The 17,594-nt window shown below is 37.8% G+C and carries 16 protein-coding genes; all 16 read right to left on the bottom strand.

Translation table 11 applies throughout. The features are described 5' to 3' along the window. Window positions 1-4: 4 nt before the first annotated feature. A complete protein-coding gene (locus ABH961_RS13395) occupies window positions 5-1,705 on the bottom strand; it encodes a proline--tRNA ligase (protein WP_048545992.1) in 1,701 nt (566 codons plus the stop codon). A 109-nt stretch (window positions 1,706-1,814) separates the two neighbouring features. Further along, window positions 1,815-3,071, bottom strand: a complete 1,257-nt coding sequence (gene rseP, locus ABH961_RS13390) for an RIP metalloprotease RseP (protein WP_001090238.1) — start codon at window positions 3,069-3,071, stop codon at window positions 1,815-1,817. Window positions 3,072-3,087: 16 nt separating this feature from the next. After that, on the bottom strand, window positions 3,088-4,230 hold the full coding sequence (dxr, locus tag ABH961_RS13385; protein WP_000790363.1) for a 1-deoxy-D-xylulose-5-phosphate reductoisomerase: 1,143 nt from the start codon (window positions 4,228-4,230) through the stop codon (window positions 3,088-3,090). Between the two features lie 23 nt (window positions 4,231-4,253). Beyond that, window positions 4,254-5,045, bottom strand: coding sequence for a phosphatidate cytidylyltransferase (gene cdsA, locus ABH961_RS13380; RefSeq protein WP_048545995.1), 792 nt, complete (start codon window positions 5,043-5,045; stop codon window positions 4,254-4,256). Window positions 5,046-5,062: 17 nt separating this feature from the next. Further along, window positions 5,063-5,839, bottom strand: coding sequence for an undecaprenyl pyrophosphate synthase (gene uppS, locus ABH961_RS13375; RefSeq protein ID WP_404519495.1), 777 nt, complete (start codon window positions 5,837-5,839; stop codon window positions 5,063-5,065). 85 nt (window positions 5,840-5,924) lie between these two features. Continuing rightward, window positions 5,925-6,482, bottom strand: a complete 558-nt coding sequence (gene frr / locus ABH961_RS13370) for a ribosome recycling factor (RefSeq protein ID WP_000531506.1) — start codon at window positions 6,480-6,482, stop codon at window positions 5,925-5,927. 2 nt (window positions 6,483-6,484) lie between these two features. Continuing rightward, complete coding sequence (pyrH, locus tag ABH961_RS13365) at window positions 6,485-7,207, bottom strand: UMP kinase (RefSeq protein WP_048545997.1); 723 nt, start codon at window positions 7,205-7,207, stop codon at window positions 6,485-6,487. Between the two features lie 66 nt (window positions 7,208-7,273). Further along, window positions 7,274-8,161 (bottom strand): translation elongation factor Ts, encoded by an 888-nt coding sequence (gene tsf / locus ABH961_RS13360; RefSeq protein WP_048545999.1) that lies wholly within the window; start codon window positions 8,159-8,161, stop codon window positions 7,274-7,276. A 103-nt stretch (window positions 8,162-8,264) separates the two neighbouring features. After that, window positions 8,265-8,966: a 30S ribosomal protein S2 gene (rpsB, locus tag ABH961_RS13355; RefSeq protein ID WP_048546000.1), complete on the bottom strand. Its 702-nt coding sequence runs from the start codon at window positions 8,964-8,966 to the stop codon at window positions 8,265-8,267. Window positions 8,967-9,316: 350 nt separating this feature from the next. Continuing rightward, entirely contained in the window at window positions 9,317-10,096 is a 780-nt protein-coding gene (codY, locus tag ABH961_RS13350; RefSeq protein WP_000421290.1) for a GTP-sensing pleiotropic transcriptional regulator CodY, read from the bottom strand. A gap of 77 nt (window positions 10,097-10,173) precedes the next feature. Beyond that, window positions 10,174-11,565, bottom strand: a complete 1,392-nt coding sequence (hslU, locus tag ABH961_RS13345; RefSeq protein ID WP_000550070.1) for an ATP-dependent protease ATPase subunit HslU — start codon at window positions 11,563-11,565, stop codon at window positions 10,174-10,176. Between the two features lie 22 nt (window positions 11,566-11,587). Beyond that, a complete protein-coding gene (gene hslV, locus ABH961_RS13340) occupies window positions 11,588-12,130 on the bottom strand; it encodes an ATP-dependent protease proteolytic subunit HslV (RefSeq protein ID WP_000526271.1) in 543 nt (180 codons plus the stop codon). Between the two features lie 42 nt (window positions 12,131-12,172). Then, window positions 12,173-13,072, bottom strand: coding sequence for a tyrosine recombinase XerC (gene xerC, locus ABH961_RS13335; protein ID WP_001101235.1), 900 nt, complete (start codon window positions 13,070-13,072; stop codon window positions 12,173-12,175). 65 nt (window positions 13,073-13,137) lie between these two features. After that, entirely contained in the window at window positions 13,138-14,442 is a 1,305-nt protein-coding gene (gene trmFO, locus ABH961_RS13330) for an FADH(2)-oxidizing methylenetetrahydrofolate--tRNA-(uracil(54)-C(5))-methyltransferase TrmFO (RefSeq protein ID WP_000211997.1), read from the bottom strand. A 48-nt stretch (window positions 14,443-14,490) separates the two neighbouring features. Next, window positions 14,491-16,569 carry a type I DNA topoisomerase gene (topA, locus tag ABH961_RS13325; protein ID WP_001286953.1) on the bottom strand — a complete coding sequence of 693 codons (2,079 nt, stop codon included), beginning with the start codon at window positions 16,567-16,569 and terminating at the stop codon, window positions 14,491-14,493. Between the two features lie 144 nt (window positions 16,570-16,713). Then, a complete protein-coding gene (gene dprA, locus ABH961_RS13320) occupies window positions 16,714-17,583 on the bottom strand; it encodes a DNA-processing protein DprA (RefSeq protein ID WP_048546002.1) in 870 nt (289 codons plus the stop codon). Window positions 17,584-17,594: the final 11 nt, after the last annotated feature.

The raw sequence follows: 17,594 nt of genomic DNA, 5'->3' as shown, positions 1-17,594 counted from the left end.
CTTCTTATTTTAAAATATTTGCAATATATGTTTGAAGTTCTTCTACTTTCACTTCTTCAGACTCGCCTGTAGCACGTACTTTCACTTCTACAATACCTTCGTCTGCTTTTTTACCAACTGTCACGCGAACTGGAAGGCCGAATAAATCTGCATCTGCAAATTTAACTCCTGCACGTTCTGCACGATCATCTAGTAATACTTCGTACCCTTGCTCTTGTAATGAGTTGTAGATGTTTTCACCCATTTCACGTTGCGCATCAGATTTCATATTTACTGGAATTACATGCACATGGAACGGTGCAACAGCTTTTGGCCAAACTAAACCGTTCTCATCATTAAACTGCTCTGCGATTGCTGCCACTGTACGAGATACACCGATACCGTAACAACCCATAATAAGTGGTTGTGTTTTTCCGTTTTCATCTAGGAATGTTGCGTTCATTGCTTCACTATAACGAGTTCCTAATTTGAATACATGGCCAACTTCAATTCCGCGTGCGAAAAGAATTGTTCCATTTCCATCTGGAGACTGGTCTCCTTCTTGAATGAAGCGTAAATCTGTATATTGACTTACTTTAAAGTCACGTTCTGGATTTACATTTACATAATGGAACCCTTCTTCGTTCGCTCCTGAACATCCGTTAACAATTGATGCTACAGCATGGTCTGCGATAATTTCGATATCACCTGTTACACCAATCGGTCCTAAAGAACCAACATCACAGTTTAATAACTCTTTCACTTCTTCATGAGAAGCAAGCTCAACAACTGAAGCGCCGTATACATTTTTCACTTTTACATCGTTTACTTCATGATCACCACGAACAAGTACAACTACTAATTTCTCATCTACTTTAAATACCATAGACTTAATGCACTTGTCAGCTTCAATGTTTAAGAATGCAGATACTTCTTCAATTGCTTTTTGATCTGGTGTTGCTACTTTTTCAAGTGCCTTTTCTGCTTCATCACTCTTCGTGTACGTAGCTACCACAGGAGCCATTTCGATGTTTGCTGCATAATTAGATGTATCAGAGTATGCAATTGTATCTTCACCAACTTCAGATAATACCATAAATTCATGCGTATCTTTTCCGCCCATTGCTCCAGAGTCAGCAATAACTGCACGGAAATTCAAGCCACAACGAGCAAAAATGTTAGAGTATGCTTTGTATAAGCGATCGTATACTTCATCTAAACTCTCTTGTGTAGCATGGAAAGAGTATGCATCTTTCATTAGAAACTCTCTTCCACGTAATAAACCGAAACGAGGTCTTTGTTCATCACGGAATTTCGTTTGAATTTGGTACAATGTTAACGGTAATTTTTTATATGATTTCACTTCATCACGTACAAGATCCGTAATTACTTCTTCATGTGTCGCTCCTAATGCGAATTCACGAGCGTTACGATCTTTCATACGCATTAATTCAGATCCGTAAGAATACCAACGGCCTGATTCTTGCCATAATTCTGCAGCTTGCATCGCTGGCATTAATAATTCAACAGCTCCTGCGCGCTCCATTTCTTCTCGAACGATACGTTCTACTTTGTGTAGTACTTTTAATCCAAATGGTAGAAAACTATAAATACCAGAAGCATTTTGACGCATAAAACCTGCACGAAGTAATAACTGATGACTCTTAATCTCCGCATCAGCTGGAACTTCACGTAATGTAGGACTGAATACCATACTTTGTTTCATTTATTCGCACCTCTTCATTTTACTCTTACACGCAGTAAAACCCCTCACCTCGAGTTAGGTGAGGGATTTTATTCTACGAGCTCTATTTCATTATAAGTTTCACTTTATTTTACAAGAAAAACTTACGAATGTCATTCCAAGTTACAACTAACATAAGTAACATTAATAATGCAAAACCAATAAAGTGAACCATTCCTTCTTTTTGGCGGTCAATTGGTTTCCCTCGTAACGCTTCAATTAAGAAGAAGAACAAACGTCCACCGTCTAAAGCAGGGACTGGTAGTAAATTAAATAAACCAAGGTTAATACTTAAAACTGCTGCTAAACTTAATACACGCGTAAATCCATAATCTACGACTTGATCTGTTAGATTATAAATTCCTACTGGACCTGACAACTCATTAATAGAGAATTGACCAGTTACTAATTTCACAAGTGAATCAAAAATTAGTTTTGTCCATTGGTATGTTTGTTCAAATCCTGATTTAATAGAACCCATTACTGTTTTCTCTACTGGAGAGTAAACACCAATTCTACCTACTTCGTCTTTTCCTTCTTTATCGAGTGTTGGCGTTACTTTTACATTAAACTGTTCATTATCACGCTTTACTTGTAACGTAATTTCTTTATTTGGGTTTTCACGTACAATGGTAACAACATCTTTCCATGTACTTGTGTTTTTCCCATCGATTGCTTGAATTGTATCATTTTCTTTTAATCCGGCTTGCTCGGCTGCACTATTCTCCATTACTTTTCCGACCATTGGCTTGTCAACAGGAACACCTTGTACAAATCCAAGAATCACAAAAATAACAAATGCTAAAATGAAGTTCATTGCAGGACCTGCAAAGATTGTTAAGGCACGTTGACCCAATTTCTTGGAGCCGAATTGCCTATTATACGGAGCAATTTGTATTTCTTCACCAGCAGTAATAATACGAGCCTTTTCATTCACTCGGAATGTTTGAAGCTCTTCCTCGTACTCTTCATAGCCCGAAATTGTTAAATTATGCTCTAAATCAGCTTGTTCGACTTCAATGACACGAACATTTGGATACTTTTCATATCCATCAAAAACTAATTTCGCAACTTCGTCTTTTTCATTTAATACAAGGCCAACCTTTTTTCCAGGCTTTAACTCAACTGTGTCTGCATCCTCGCCAGCCATTCTTACATAGCCACCAAGGGGCAGTAATCGAATCGTATACACCGTTTCATTCTTTTCAAATGAGAATATTTTCGGACCAAAACCAATCGCAAACTCACGGCATAAAATACCTGCTCTTTTTGCGAAATATAGATGCCCTAGCTCATGGAAAAATACGAGTGCACCGAAAATTAATATAAAGGCAATCGCTGTATTCAATTCCATACCACCTTTGCTAAATTTGTTCCATCACAAACCGTCTTGTGGTTGCATCAATTTCCAGAATTTCCTCTAAGCTCGGACGTGCAATGACATTGTGATGGTTCATTGCTTTTTCAATGAGGTCTTCCACTGTTAAGAAACCAATTCTCTTTTGTAAAAACGCTTCAACAGCTACTTCATTCGCTGCATTCATTACAGCTGGCATACTTCCACCTGTTTTTCCAGCTTCATACGCAAAACGCAAACAACGGAAACGTTCTTGGTTCATTTTCTCAAAATGCAATGTTCCCATTTCCCATAAATTTAACTGCTTTGTGTCTGAAAGAGGTAATCGATCAGGATATGTAAGTGCGTATTGAATTGGTACTCGCATATCAGGTGAGCCAAGCTGTGCCATCACACTACGATCTTCAAATTCAACCATAGAATGAATAATACTTTCTTTATGTAAAACAACATCGATTTGCTCATAAGGGATACCAAAAAGCCAATGTGCTTCAATTACTTCTAGCCCCTTATTCATCATTGTAGCAGAATCAATTGTAATTTTCGAACCCATTGACCAGTTTGGATGTCGAAGCGCATCTTCTACGGTCACATGATGCAATTCATCTCTCGTTTTATCACGGAAACTTCCACCAGAAGCCGTAATAATTAGTCGAGAAATTCTTTTTTCATTTTCACCATTCAAGCATTGAAAAATAGCTGAATGTTCACTGTCTACTGGAAGTAACGAAACATTATGTTTTCGTGCTGCTTCCATTACAAGATGCCCTGCGGTTACTAACGTTTCTTTGTTTGCAATTCCGATTGTTTTTTTCGCCTCAATTGCACGAAGTGTTGGTAACAACCCTACGCTACCTACAACAGCATTTACTACAATCTCTGCATCTGGATGTAATGCTACTTCTAAAAGCCCTTCACTACCATATACAATTTTTGTATTACCAGAGACAGCTTGTAATTTTAAAACATCTTCCTCTCTTTGCACAGAGACAATTTGCGGAGAAAATTCTTGAATTACCTTTACTGCGTAGTCAATATTTTTCCCTACAGAAAAAGCAACGAGACGGAATTGGTCTGGGTGCGAGCGTAATACATCTAAAGTTTGTGTACCAATTGATCCGCTTGCACCTAATAAACTAATGTTTTTCATGACTCCAACCCCTCGTTCATTTATTAATTGTATTGTAATAAGAAGTAGAGAATTGGTAAAACAAATAACCAACTATCTGTTCGATCTAATATACCACCATGTCCAGGTAAAATTGTACCTGAATCTTTTACGCCATAATGACGTTTAAATGCAGATTGTACTAAATCACCAATTTGTCCAAAAATAGAAATGATAATTGTCAACACAATTAAAATCCCTACATTAGCCTCAACTGGGAAGAACATATTGTAAACAAGTGCCACAACAATCCCACAAACGATGCCGCCTAATGAACCTTCAATCGTTTTATTCGGACTAATTTCTGGCCATAATTTTCTTTTTCCTAATGCTTTCCCTACGAAATATGCGCCTGAATCGGTAGCCCATATAACAAATAATGCGCAAAACACATATTTAATTCCTAAAATTCTCGTTTCATTCAAATATAAGAATCCCATTGCAACATATGTTGTTGCCATTAGTAAAAAGGAAGCATGGTCAAAAGTAAATGTATTCTTAGAAAGGACTGTATATGATAAAAGTAATAAAACAATCACAAATGTGATTTCTAATTTACCTAATCCAATCCAAGTAAACAGTTCTGATGCACTACTTGGAATTAAAATAACCCATAATAATACTGCAGCTAAAACTGTTGGTATTGAAATAAGCGTAAGCTTATTCATACGAATTAATTCATATAAACCTATAGAAGCAAGTGCATACACTAAAACCGTAAAAGGCACGCCACCGTAAATTACGATGGGAATGAATAGCGCGGCAGCAACCACTCCAGTAATAATTCTCTGTTTCACTACCAAACCCTCTCTTTCTACACGCCTCCGAATCTGCGCCCTCTATGTTGAAAGTCTGTAATCGCATTTAGCAAATGTTCCTCGGTAAAATCTGGCCAATACACATCTGTAAACCAAAACTCCGAATATGCAATTTGCCATAACATGAAATTACTAATACGTAGCTCTCCGCTCGTACGAATTAACAACTCTGGATCAGGTAAAGAACTCGTCATTAAGTAGGAAGAAAGCATTTCTTCACTTACATCTTCAACACGAATTTTTCCTTCCTCACTATCTTTCACCATATGTTGCACAGCAGAAACGATCTCATCTCGACTTCCATAGTTTAACGCGAAATTAAGAATTAATCCCGTATTCTCTTTCGTATCTTCCATGGCCTTTTCCATCGCTCTGCGTGTATGCGTAGGAAGACGATCTTGTTGTCCTATCACTCGGACTTGTACGTTCTCTTCAATCAATTCTGGTAAAAATGTACCTAGAAATTCTTCTGGAAGCCTCATTAAATAGTCAACTTCCTTTTTCGGTCTTTTCCAGTTCTCAGTTGAAAAAGCATAAAGAGTTAACACTTTCACATTAAGTTTGCTTGCAAATTTTGTGATTTTCTTTACAACTTGCATGCCTTCATGATGTCCCGCAATACGAGGCATCGCTCTCCTCTTTGCCCATCTTCCATTACCATCCATAATGATGGCAATATGTTCTGGGATGTATCCTTTTTTCACTTTTTCAACGAGATAATCAAACGATGCGACCTTTTTACTTTTAAAAAAAGGAAAGTTTTTAAACATCATTCATACCCTCCAGCAAGCAGACGTATGCCTAAAAGTGTAAAAAGACCCCCTTAAGAAGAGGGTCATATTTGCGAAGGTATCGCTATTACACTTCCATGATTTCTTTTTCTTTGTTTTTTGCGATTTCGTCAACTTTTGCAATATATTTATCTGTTTCTTTTTGGATATCTTCAGTATATCCTCTTAAATCATCTTCTGTAATATCGCCAGCTTTTTCAAGCTTCTTAAGATCATCGTTACTGTCACGACGTACGTTACGAACAGCAACTTTTGCTTCTTCAGCATATTTTTTCACAACTTTTACAAGATCGCGACGACGCTCTTCTGTTAATGCAGGGAATGCAATACGAATTACAGTTCCATCATTAGAAGGATTTAAGCCTAAATCTGCTTTTAAGATTGCTTTTTCAATATCACCGATAGAAGTTTTATCATAAGGTTGAATTACAAGTAAACGTGCTTCTGGAACTGTAATGTTCGCTAATTGCACAACAGGTGTTGGTGCACCATAGTAATCAACTTGTACCTTATCTAATACAGACGAGCTTGCACGACCTGCGCGAACTGTTGCCAATTCACGAGAGTAAGCAGCAACTGCTTTTTCCATTTTTTCATTTGAAGACTTCAATACTTGTTGTCCCATATTTATTTCCCCCTTACAACTGTTCCGATATTTTCGCCTAAAACGGCACGTTTAATGTTACCTTTTTCCATAACCGAGAATACAATTAATGGAATATCATTGTCCATACATAAAGAAGAAGCTGTTGAATCCATTACACCTAAACCTTCTTTTAATACATCTAAGTAAGTAAGTGTTTCGTATTTCGTAGCTGTTGGGTCAAGAGATGGATCTGCATTATATACGCCATCTACATTGTTTTTCGCCATTAAGATAACGTCTGCTTCGATTTCCGCTGCACGTAGTGCTGCCGTTGTATCTGTAGAGAAATATGGGTTACCTGTACCTGCTGCAAAGATCACAACACGTTTTTTCTCTAGATGACGAATTGCTTTACGACGAATGTAAGGCTCTGCTACTTGACGCATTTCGATTGAAGTTTGAACACGAGTTTGAATTCCAACATTCTCTAGGCTATCTTGAAGAGCTAATGAGTTCATAACTGTTGCTAACATACCCATGTAATCTGCTCCAGCACGATCCATTCCCATTTCACTTCCGATTTTTCCACGCCAAATGTTTCCGCCACCAACAACAACAGCAACCTCTACATCAAGTTCTGCAATTTCTTTCACTTGTTCCGCAACTGATTTAATAACAGACGGGTTAATTCCAAATCCTTGTTCGCCAGCTAACGCTTCTCCGCTTAGCTTTAATACGACACGATTATATTTCGGTTTACTCATAATGAACCTCCAATTGCTTACATCTTTATTTTAAAAAAGGGAACACAATGTGTTCCCTAATCTTTATTAGTTGCTACCTTTTACTTGGTTCATTACTTCTTCAGCAAAGTTGTCTTCGCGTTTTTCGATACCTTCACCAACAGCGTAGCGAACGAATCCTTTTAATGTTCCGCCTTTAGACTCAACGAACTGACGAACTTTCATATCAGGGTTTTTAACGAATGCCTGGTCAAGTAAGCAAATTTCTTCGAAGAATTTGCCTAGACGGCCTTCAACCATTTTTGCAACGATTTTTTCAGGCTTGCCTTCGTTTAAAGCTTGTTGTGTCAATACTTGACGCTCATGCTCAACTTCTTCAGCTGTTACAGCATCGCGGTCGATGTATTTAGGGTTAACTGCTGCGATGTGCATTGCTACATCTTTAGCAGCAGCTTCGTCAGTAGAACCTTCAAGAACTGTTAATACACCAATACGTCCACCCATGTGTAGGTAAGCGCCGAATGCATCCGCATCAGTTTTTGATACGATTTCGAAACGACGAAGTGTAAGTTTTTCACCAATTTTAGCGATTGCTTCGTTGATGTGCTCTTCTACTGTTTTGCCGCCTTCGATTGTTTGAGCCATAGCTTCTTCAATGTTAGCTGGTTTGTTAGTTAATAAGTGTGCAGCTAATTCTTTAATTAATGCTTGGAAACCTTCGTTTTTCGCAACGAAATCAGTTTCAGAGTTTAATTCTAAAATTAAACCTTCGTTACCGTTTGTTTCGATGAAAGTTAAGCCTTCAGCAGCGATGCGGTCTGCTTTTTTAGCAGCTTTTGCAATACCTTTTTCACGTAAGAAGTCAATTGCTTTCTCCATGTCGCCATTAGTCTCAGTTAAAGCTTTTTTGCAGTCCATCATACCTGCGCCTGTTTTTTCACGAAGTTCTTTTACCATTTGTGCAGTGATTGCCATATTTTTCATCCTCCTAAAATATGTATTTATACCTTTTATAAAGGTGTTTATACCTTAAAAAAGGTGATAAAAGGCCGAACCCCTTATCACCTTTCCAAATTTGTTACGCAGTAACAGTTTCTTCACCTTGTTTTGCTTCAAGGATCGCGTCTGCCATTTTAGATGTAAGAAGTTTTACAGCACGAATTGCATCATCGTTTGCTGGGATAACGTGATCGATTTCGTCTGGATCACAGTTTGTATCAACGATACCGATGATTGGAATGTGTAATTTGCGTGCTTCAGCAACTGCAATACGCTCTTTACGAGGGTCTACTATGAATAATGCACTTGGAAGACCTTTCATATCTTTAATACCGCCTAAGAATTTCTCAAGACGCTCTAACTCTTTTTTAAGTTGAACAACTTCTTTCTTAGGAAGTACTTCGAAAGTACCATCTTCTTGCATTCTTTCGATGTCTTTAAGACGCTTGATACGCTTTTGGATTGTTTGGAAGTTTGTTAAAGTTCCACCTAACCAACGTTGGTTAACGAAGTACATACCAGCACGAGTTGCTTCTTCTTTAATAGCTTCTTGTGCTTGTTTTTTAGTACCTACGAATAAAATGTCTCCACCTTCAGCAGCGATGTCGCGCATCGTTCTGTAAGCTTCCTCAACTTTTTTCACAGTTTTTTGTAAGTCGATGATGTAGATACCGTTACGCTCTGTGAAAATGTAACGCTTCATTTTTGGGTTCCAACGACGAGTTTGATGTCCGAAATGAACACCAGCTTCAAGCAATTGCTTCATAGAAATTACTGACATAATATAGTTCCTCCTAAATGGTTTTTGATATCCTCCGTTTACTTCATCTCTAAGCGAAACTACAAACGTAGCACCAACACTTAAATCAGCAAACGTGTGTACTTTGTACTGACACCACTGCTTACTATATCATACTGAAATATTACAATCAAGTCGAAAATGCGAACAATGTAAAACTTTCTTTGTTCACACTCGAATTCTAGTATTACCAACCTGCATTTCTTTTAAGCAAAAAAGTGAAATTCAACTCATAGCTTTTCCAAAGAACACGATTATGACGCTTTTTACAGACACCATTAATCTTTTACACACAAAAAACTCTCCTCAAAAAACGAGGAGAGTTTTATAAATTAGTTTGTTTTTAATTTAGCAAGTTCCTGTAGAAACTTGTCGTTTAGCACTTTAATGTATGTTCCTTTCATACCTAAAGAGCGAGATTCAATAACACCAGCACTTTCTAATTTACGTAGTGCATTTACGATTACAGAGCGAGTAATTCCTACGCGATCAGCAATTTTACTTGCAACAAGTAAACCTTCTGTTCCATTTAATTCTTCGAAGATATGCTCAATCGCTTCTAACTCACTGTAAGATAATGAGCTAATCGCCATTTGAACAACAGCTTTACTACGTGCTTCCTCTTCGATTTCTTCTGCTTTTTCACGTAAGATTTCCATACCTACTACAGTTGAACTGTATTCAGCAAGGATTAAATCATCGTCTAAGAACTCTTGACCAAGACGAGCTAACACTAATGTGCCTAGACGCTCACCGCCACCAACGATTGGTACGATTGTAGTTAAACCTTGACCAAATAATTCTCTATTTTCTACTGGGAATGCTGTGTAAGCACTGTTTACATCTAAGTTTGAAGATGTTTCTGTAATGTTGAATAAGCTTTGCGTGTATTCTTCCGGGAATTGACGCTCTGCAAGCATTTGTTTCATACGCTCATTCTCAATTTGTTGGTGAATTGCATAACCTAGTAATTTACCACGACGGCTTACTACGAATACGTTCGCTTCGATTACTTCACACATTGTGTCAGACATTTCTCTAAAGTTTACAGGCTTTCCTGCTGCGCTCTGTAATAACGCATTTAATTTTCTTGTTTTTGCTAATAATTCCATTTCAAAAGTTCCTCCTACATGTTACTTACATATTTTTTCATCACTTGGAAACTAGGGCGAGTCACCTGATGACACTATTACAAAATAAACTGGCTCACATCTTTATTTTTAGCAATCGTTGCTAATTTCTCCTCAACGTATTGAGGTGTTATCGTTATTTTCTCTAACGTAATTTCAGATGCTTCAAACGATAAATCTTCAAGGAGTTTCTCCATAATCGTATGAAGTCTTCTTGCTCCAATATTATCTGTATCCTGATTAACTTGATAAGCAATCTCAGCAATCTTACGAATAGCTTCGTCTGAAAATTCAATTTCTATACCTTCAGTCGCTAATAAAGCCATATATTGTTTAATTAACGCATTGTCAGGCTCGATTAATATTTTAACAAAATCATCTGTCGATAATTTTGTTAATTCTACTCGAATCGGAAATCTCCCTTGCAGTTCCGGAATTAAATCCGACGGTTTAGACATATGAAACGCTCCAGCTGCAACGAATAAAATATAATCCGTTTTTACTGATCCGTATTTTGTCGCAACATTCGATCCTTCTACAATTGGTAAAATGTCACGTTGCACACCTTCACGTGATACATCTACGCTATTCGACTGCTTACCAGCAATTTTGTCAATTTCATCGATAAAAATAATCCCGAGCTGTTCAGCACGATAAACAGCCTCTTGTGTAACTTCATCCATATCAATTAAGCGCTGTGCTTCCTCATTTGTCAAGAGTTTTCTTGCTTCTTTCACAGAAAGTTTACGTTTTTTTGTTTTTTTCGGCATAAAACTCCCTAATGCATCCTGGAAATTCATTCCCATTTGTTCCATGCCAGTTCCTTGTAACATATCGAACATGGAAGACTGTTGCTCAGTCACTTCAATCGATACAATTTCATCTTCAAGAAGTCCTGCAGCAAGCTTTCTTTCCACATCTTGACGTTTCTTTTCGATTTCAACATCTTCCTGTGCATCAGATGTTTGATTCGAATTTTGAGCACCGCCAAATAGCATTTCTAATGGGTTTTTAAATCCAGATTGTTTCTCCGGACTCGGCACTAAAATTTCAACAAGACGTTGGTTCGCTTGTTCTTCTGCTTTGTCTTGTACTTTAATTACCATTTCTTCTTTCACGATACGAACTGACGTTTCCACAAGGTCACGTACCATCGATTCTACATCTCTACCTACATATCCAACTTCTGTAAATTTGGTAGCTTCAACCTTAATAAAAGGTGCTCCAACGAGTTTCGCCATTCGTCGTGCTACCTCTGTTTTACCAACACCTGTCGGTCCAATCATTAAAATATTTTTAGGTGCAATTTCATCACGTAGATTTTCAGCTAATTTACTTCGACGATATCGATTTCTTAAAGCTACAGCAACCGCTTTCTTCGCATCTTTTTGACCAATAATGTATTGATCTAATTTTTCCACAATTTGACGCGGAGTAAAATGTAAATGCATATAAAATGCCTCCCTTACGATTCTACAATTCTTCCACAATTATATTGTGGTTTGTATAAACACAAATATCGCCAGCAATGTCTAAACTCGCTTTCGCAATTTGCTTCGCTGTTAAATGTTCACTTGCATATTGCTTTAAAGCACGACCTGCAGAAAGCGCATAATTCCCACCAGATCCAATCGCTAAAATCCCATCATCTGGTTCAATCACTTCTCCTGTACCTGAAACAAGAAGCATAGTTGTTTTATCCATGACAATGAGCATCGCTTCTAGCTGACGTAACATTTTGTCGCCACGCCATTGTTTTGCCATCTCAACTGCAGCACGCTGCAAGTTCCCATTGTACTCTTCTAATTTCCCTTCAAACATTTCAAAAAGAGTAAATGCGTCAGCAACGGAACCTGCAAAGCCAGCTAAAACTTTCCCTTGGAAAAGTTTACGGACTTTACGAGCTGTATGTTTCATTACAACTGCATTTCCCATTGTCACCTGACCATCTCCAGCCATTGCACATTCTCCATTATGATGAACTGCAAATATCGTTGTAGCGTGGAAATTTCCCATAGAAAAAACTCCTTTATATGTTTTTATAGCTTTAAAAGCAATTTATGCCCGCGGGTGATGCTTCATGTAGACCGAACGCAATCTTTCTTTAGAGACATGCGTATAAATTTGTGTCGTCGACAAATTCTCATGACCGAGTAGCTCCTGTACAGTACGTAAATCTGCCCCTTCATCTAACATATGAGTAGCAAATGTATGCCTTAACATATGGGGACTTATCCGCATTGTCAGTGAAGCCTTCTTAATGAGCTCGTTTAATACATAGCGTACCCCTCGACTTGTTAGCGGCGTGCCTTTCGCATTTAAAAATACCATATGAGAGTGTTCTTCAGTTTTGTGAGCCAACTGTTTTCTCCCGTTCTCTATATAAGTAATTAAAGCATCTTGCGCATAGCTTCCGAACGGAATATACCTTTGTTTTTTTCCTTTTCCCATTACTAAAATTGTTCCCACCGCGAAGTCAATATCGGTAAGTTGTAAATTGACACATTCACTCACACGGATTCCAGTCGCATACATCAACTCTAATAAAGCTTGATTCCTTTGACCTAGCGGTGTTTCCGTATCAGCAACTTCAAATAATTCCTCTAATTCTTCAGCATATAAAAACTTTGGGATTGACAATTCTTTTTTGGGGAGTGACGCAAGTGCAAACGGATTATCTTTCCGATAACCTTCACGCATCAAAAAACGATATAAACTTCGTAAGCTTGATACTTTTCTTGCGACAGATTTACGGGCTAACTTTTCATCGTGCAACGTCGTTAAGTACAAACGAACATCCGCGTATGTAACATCTAAAAAAGAGGATATGCCTTCTCGCTCCATAAATTGCACAAAATGTTCTAAATCATTTTGATAACTTGCAATTGTATATTTTGAATAATTTCTTTCAATTTGTAAATATCCAACGAATAATTGTAACAATTTCTTCACATTCACACAATTCACCTCAATAAAGGCTACTAAATCGTATCACAACTTAGTAGCCTTTGCAAGAAATTTAACTAAATATTTACAAAATTTTGAATTGTTTCTAAAGCGCGTGTTGCATATGCTTCATTTCGTTCTGCTTTCCTCTTAACTTTCTTCTCTAACGGTGCAAACAAACCGAAGTTTGCATTCATCGGCTGGAAGTTTTTCGCGTTTGTCGCAGTAATATAATTCGCCATACTTCCCATTGCAGTTACAGGCGGTAATACAACCGGTTCTTCACCTTTCACAAGTCGAGCAGCGTTAATACCCGCTAGTAATCCTGACGCCGCTGATTCAACATATCCCTCTACTCCAGTCATTTGACCAGCGAAGAATAAATCATCACGTTGTTTATATTGATATGTTGGACGAAGCAAGTTAGGTGAATTAATAAACGTATTACGATGCATTACACCATAACGTACAATCTCTGCGTTTTCCAGTCCTGGAATCAACTGTAACACTTCTTTTTGTGGTCCCCACTTTAAATGCGTTTGGAAACCTACGATATTGTATAACGTTCCTGCTGCATCATCTTGACGTAACTGAACAACAGCATATGGCGTTTTTCCTGTTTTCGGATCTTCTAATCCAACAGGTTTCATCGGTCCAAATACTAGCGTCTGTCTTCCTCTACTTGCCATAACTTCTACCGGCATACAGCCTTCAAAGAAAATTTCTTTTTCAAATTCTTTTAAAGGTACTGTTTCAGCAGCAATTAAAGCCTCGTAAAAACGGTCAAATTCCTCTTCCGTCATTGGGCAGTTTAAATATGCAGCTTCCCCTTTATCGTAACGAGACTTTAAATATACTTTATTCATATCAATGCTGTCTTTCTCAACAATCGGTGCTGCAGCATCATAGAAATAAAAATAATCTTCGCCTGTTAATTCTTTTAATTGTGCAGCAAGATCAGGAGACGTAAGTGGACCTGTCGCGATAACAGTAGGTCCTTCTGGAATTTCAGTAATTTCTTCATTCATCACAGTTACGTTCGGATGGTTTTTCACATACTCCGTTACCTTTGCCGCAAATTCATGACGATCTACAGCTAAAGCTCCTCCTGCTGGTACAGAGCACTCATCAGCTGCACGAATAATAACAGAGTCCATTAAACGCATTTCTTCTTTAATAACACCAACAGCGTTTGTTAATGTGTTTGCGCGAAGCGAGTTACTGCATACTAACTCTGCAAATTTATCTGTGTGATGAGCTGGCGTTTGCCTTACCGGTCTCATTTCATATAATTTTACTTGGACACCACGTTTTGCAATTTGGTAAGCTGCTTCACTTCCTGCAAGACCTGCGCCAATGACGTTTACTACTTGTGTTGTCATATTTATCACCTTTCCTTTTCTTCCCGAAAAAAATGTGAGCAGTTACGCTCACATTTGTTGTTCTTCTTCATAATCACACGAAATACATTGTACTTGCACGCCTTTTTTCAACTTCTTCTCTACAAGCATACCTTCGCACTTCGGACATTTACGACCAATTGGTTTATCCCAAGATACAAAGTCACACTCTGGATACGTACCGCATCCATAGAAAAGACGTTTCTTTTTATTACTACGGCGTTCAATAATTTGACCTTTATCACACTTCGGACAAGTAACACCGATTTCTTTCACAATCGGTTTTGTATTACGACAATCTGGGAAATTCGAACAAGCCATAAATTTCCCGTATTTACCCATTTTAAAGACCATTGGGTGATCACACAATTCACAGTCTTCCCCAGCTGGTTCATCTTTAATTTCCACTTCACGCATTTCTTTTTCCGCTTTTTCTAAACGCGGTTCAAAGCCTACGTAGAAATCATCAACAATTTTTACCCAATTCGCATTTCCTTCTTCTACTTCATCAAGACTTTGCTCCATGTTAGCAGTAAATTCAATGTTAATAATTTCTGGGAAAAACTCTAAAATAAGTTCAATTACTATTTCACCAAGTTCAGTTGGAACGAAGCGTTTATTATCCAAACCTACGTATCCACGTTTTTGAATCGTTTCAAGTGTCGGCACGTAAGTCGACGGTCTTCCAATTCCAAGCTCTTCAAGTGTTCTTACTAGACGAGCCTCTGTATAGCGCGGCGGAGGTTGTGTAAAGTGTTGCTTCGGTTCTAAATCCTTCGAAAATACCGTTTCCCCTACTTCTAAAGGTGGCAACATTTTATCCTTTTCTTCAGCCCCGTCATCTTTCGACTCTACATACACTTTCATAAATCCTGGAAACTTTACAACCGATCCACTTGCACGGAACTGAACATTGTTATTAATGAGTCTAGCTGTCACAGTATCCATTATAGCAGACGCCATTTGACTTGCAACAAATCGCTCCCAAATCAGTTTATACAACCGAAGTTGATCACGACTTAAGAAACTCTTTAGTTCCTCTGGCCTTCTCATTACCGAAGTAGGACGAATTGCCTCATGCGCATCTTGCGCGTTCGACTTTTTCGTTTCTTTCTTCTTTTCTGTCCCTATGTATTCCGCACCAAACGCCTCAGTAATGTAAGTACGCGCCTCTGTTTGAGCTGTTTCTGAGATACGTGTTGAGTCAGTTCTCATATACGTAATAAGACCTACAGTCCCTTGCTTTCCAAGATCTATACCTTCATACAATTGCTGCGCGAGCATCATTGTTTTCTTTGCTCGCATGTTTAACTTACGCGCTGCCTCTTGTTGCAAGGAAGATGTTGTAAACGGTAATGCAGGATTACGTTTTCGCTCTTTTCGCGTTACATTTTCAACTGAAAACGCATTATCTTTCATCTGTTCAATTATTTCATTCACTTGCGTTTCATTCGTTAATTGAACTTTTTCACCATCTACACCGTAAAAACTTGCTTCAAATGTGTCTTTCCCTTTCACAAATTCTGTCTTAATTGTCCAGAATTCTTCAGGCTCAAAGATTTGAATTTCTTTTTCACGTTCGATAATTAAACGAACTGCTACAGATTGTACGCGTCCTGCACTTAATCCTTTTTTTACTTTCTTCCATAATAAAGGACTAATATTGTAACCAACAAGACGATCTAGTATACGCCTTGCTTGCTGTGCATCTACTAAATCCATATTAATCGCACGAGGATGTTTAAATGATTCTTTTATTGCATCTTTTGTAATCTCATTAAACACAACTCGGCAATCTGATTCAACGTCCACATTTAACGTATTGGCTAAATGCCAAGCAATCGCTTCCCCTTCGCGGTCTGGATCGGCCGCGAGATAGACTTTCTTTGCTTTTTTGGCCGCTGATTTTAAATCTTTTAAGACGGGACCTTTACCACGAATGGTAATATACTTCGGGGTGAAGTTGTTCTTTACTTCTATCCCCATTTGGCTTTTAGGTAAATCGCGAACGTGTCCCATAGACGCGACAACTTTGTATTTTTTCCCTAAATATTTCTCAATGGTCTTCGCCTTAGAAGGCGACTCCACGATTACGAGGTAATCTGACATGCTAGTGCCTCCTTAAGAGGTGGATTCAAGTCTTCATCAATCTTATTGATTTCTCTTGTTTTTGTCAATCAAGAATGAATATACCATACAGTGCCTATCTACCATTTGTCAATAATTGTTTAATAAAAACATAAAAATATAAAGTTAATTTAAAACTTCTTCCAAGATATCTTCTGCATTTCTTACTAGTTTTGCTCCTTGTTGAATCAGATGATTCGTTCCTGATGCACTATCTATAAATATAGGTCCAGGAAGTGCAAATACCTCTCTATTTTGCTCTAAAGCAAGGTCCGCAGTAATAAGTGTTCCACTTCTTGATTTCGCTTCTACAACTAAAACACCCTTACTTATACCACTAATAATCCGGTTCCTTTTTGGAAAATACCATTTTTTCGGTGCATAGTGCGGCGGATACTCTGTTAATAACAATATATATTCATTCCACGTTTCATATAAATGTCTATTCTCTTTTGGATACATATACGATAATCCATGTCCTAGTATTGCAATAGTCGGGCAATGCCGTCTTACTGTAATTTCATGAGACATTGTATCTATCCCTCTTGCAAACCCACTGACAATAAGCCATTCCCTTTCTAATAATGGGTGTAAAATAAATTTTAAACTCTCATGTCCATATAAAATTGGTTCTCTCGTTCCAATAACTGCTAATTTATTCGCTTTACTGAGAAAACACTTCTCTCCTTTTCCATATAATACAAATGGGGGATCCTGTATTTCACGTAATAATTGTGGATAATCTTCGTCCCATATAGTCATATAGAAGATTCGATTTTTCTCTAAATAAGATATATATTGTGGGAGATTTGAACTTTGAAGAAAATTTACTAATTCTAAAGATTTTTTCGAGGATATTCCAGTGTAGTATTCCATTTGTTTTGTATTAAACGTGTATATTCCCTTCAATTCAGGATCGACATATAGTAGTCTTTCCATTGCCTTCCAATGATCTGCTAAAAAATAATGAAGATGTAATAATCGTTCTCTTTTCATCTTAATTCTCC

It is taken from the genome of Bacillus sp. RC251, assembly GCF_044908765.1.
Taxonomy (GTDB): Bacteria; Bacillota; Bacilli; order Bacillales; family Bacillaceae_G; genus Bacillus_A; species Bacillus_A wiedmannii.
This window is presented reverse-complemented; position numbering and strand designations above follow the sequence as displayed.

Excerpts from the sequence above, each read along its gene's own strand:
- ABH961_RS13395 (WP_048545992.1), bottom strand. The coding sequence starts at position 1,705 with ATGAAACAAAGTATGGTATTCAGTCCTACATTACGTGAAGTTCCAGCT.
- dxr (WP_000790363.1), bottom strand. The coding sequence starts at position 4,230 with ATGAAAAACATTAGTTTATTAGGTGCAAGCGGATCAATTGGTACACAA.
- uppS (WP_404519495.1), bottom strand. The coding sequence starts at position 5,839 with ATGATGTTTAAAAACTTTCCTTTTTTTAAAAGTAAAAAGGTCGCATCG.
- frr (WP_000531506.1), bottom strand. The coding sequence starts at position 6,482 with ATGGGACAACAAGTATTGAAGTCTTCAAATGAAAAAATGGAAAAAGCA.
- pyrH (WP_048545997.1), bottom strand. The coding sequence starts at position 7,207 with ATGAGTAAACCGAAATATAATCGTGTCGTATTAAAGCTAAGCGGAGAA.
- tsf (WP_048545999.1), bottom strand. The coding sequence starts at position 8,161 with ATGGCAATCACTGCACAAATGGTAAAAGAACTTCGTGAAAAAACAGGC.
- rpsB (WP_048546000.1), bottom strand. The coding sequence starts at position 8,966 with ATGTCAGTAATTTCTATGAAGCAATTGCTTGAAGCTGGTGTTCATTTC.
- codY (WP_000421290.1), bottom strand. The coding sequence starts at position 10,096 with ATGGAATTATTAGCAAAAACAAGAAAATTAAATGCGTTATTACAGAGC.
- hslU (WP_000550070.1), bottom strand. The coding sequence starts at position 11,565 with ATGCATTTACATTTTACTCCGCGTCAAATTGTGGAAAAATTAGATCAA.
- hslV (WP_000526271.1), bottom strand. The coding sequence starts at position 12,130 with ATGGGAAATTTCCACGCTACAACGATATTTGCAGTTCATCATAATGGA.
- trmFO (WP_000211997.1), bottom strand. The coding sequence starts at position 14,442 with ATGACAACACAAGTAGTAAACGTCATTGGCGCAGGTCTTGCAGGAAGT.
- topA (WP_001286953.1), bottom strand. The coding sequence starts at position 16,569 with ATGTCAGATTACCTCGTAATCGTGGAGTCGCCTTCTAAGGCGAAGACC.
- dprA (WP_048546002.1), bottom strand. The coding sequence starts at position 17,583 with ATGAAAAGAGAACGATTATTACATCTTCATTATTTTTTAGCAGATCAT.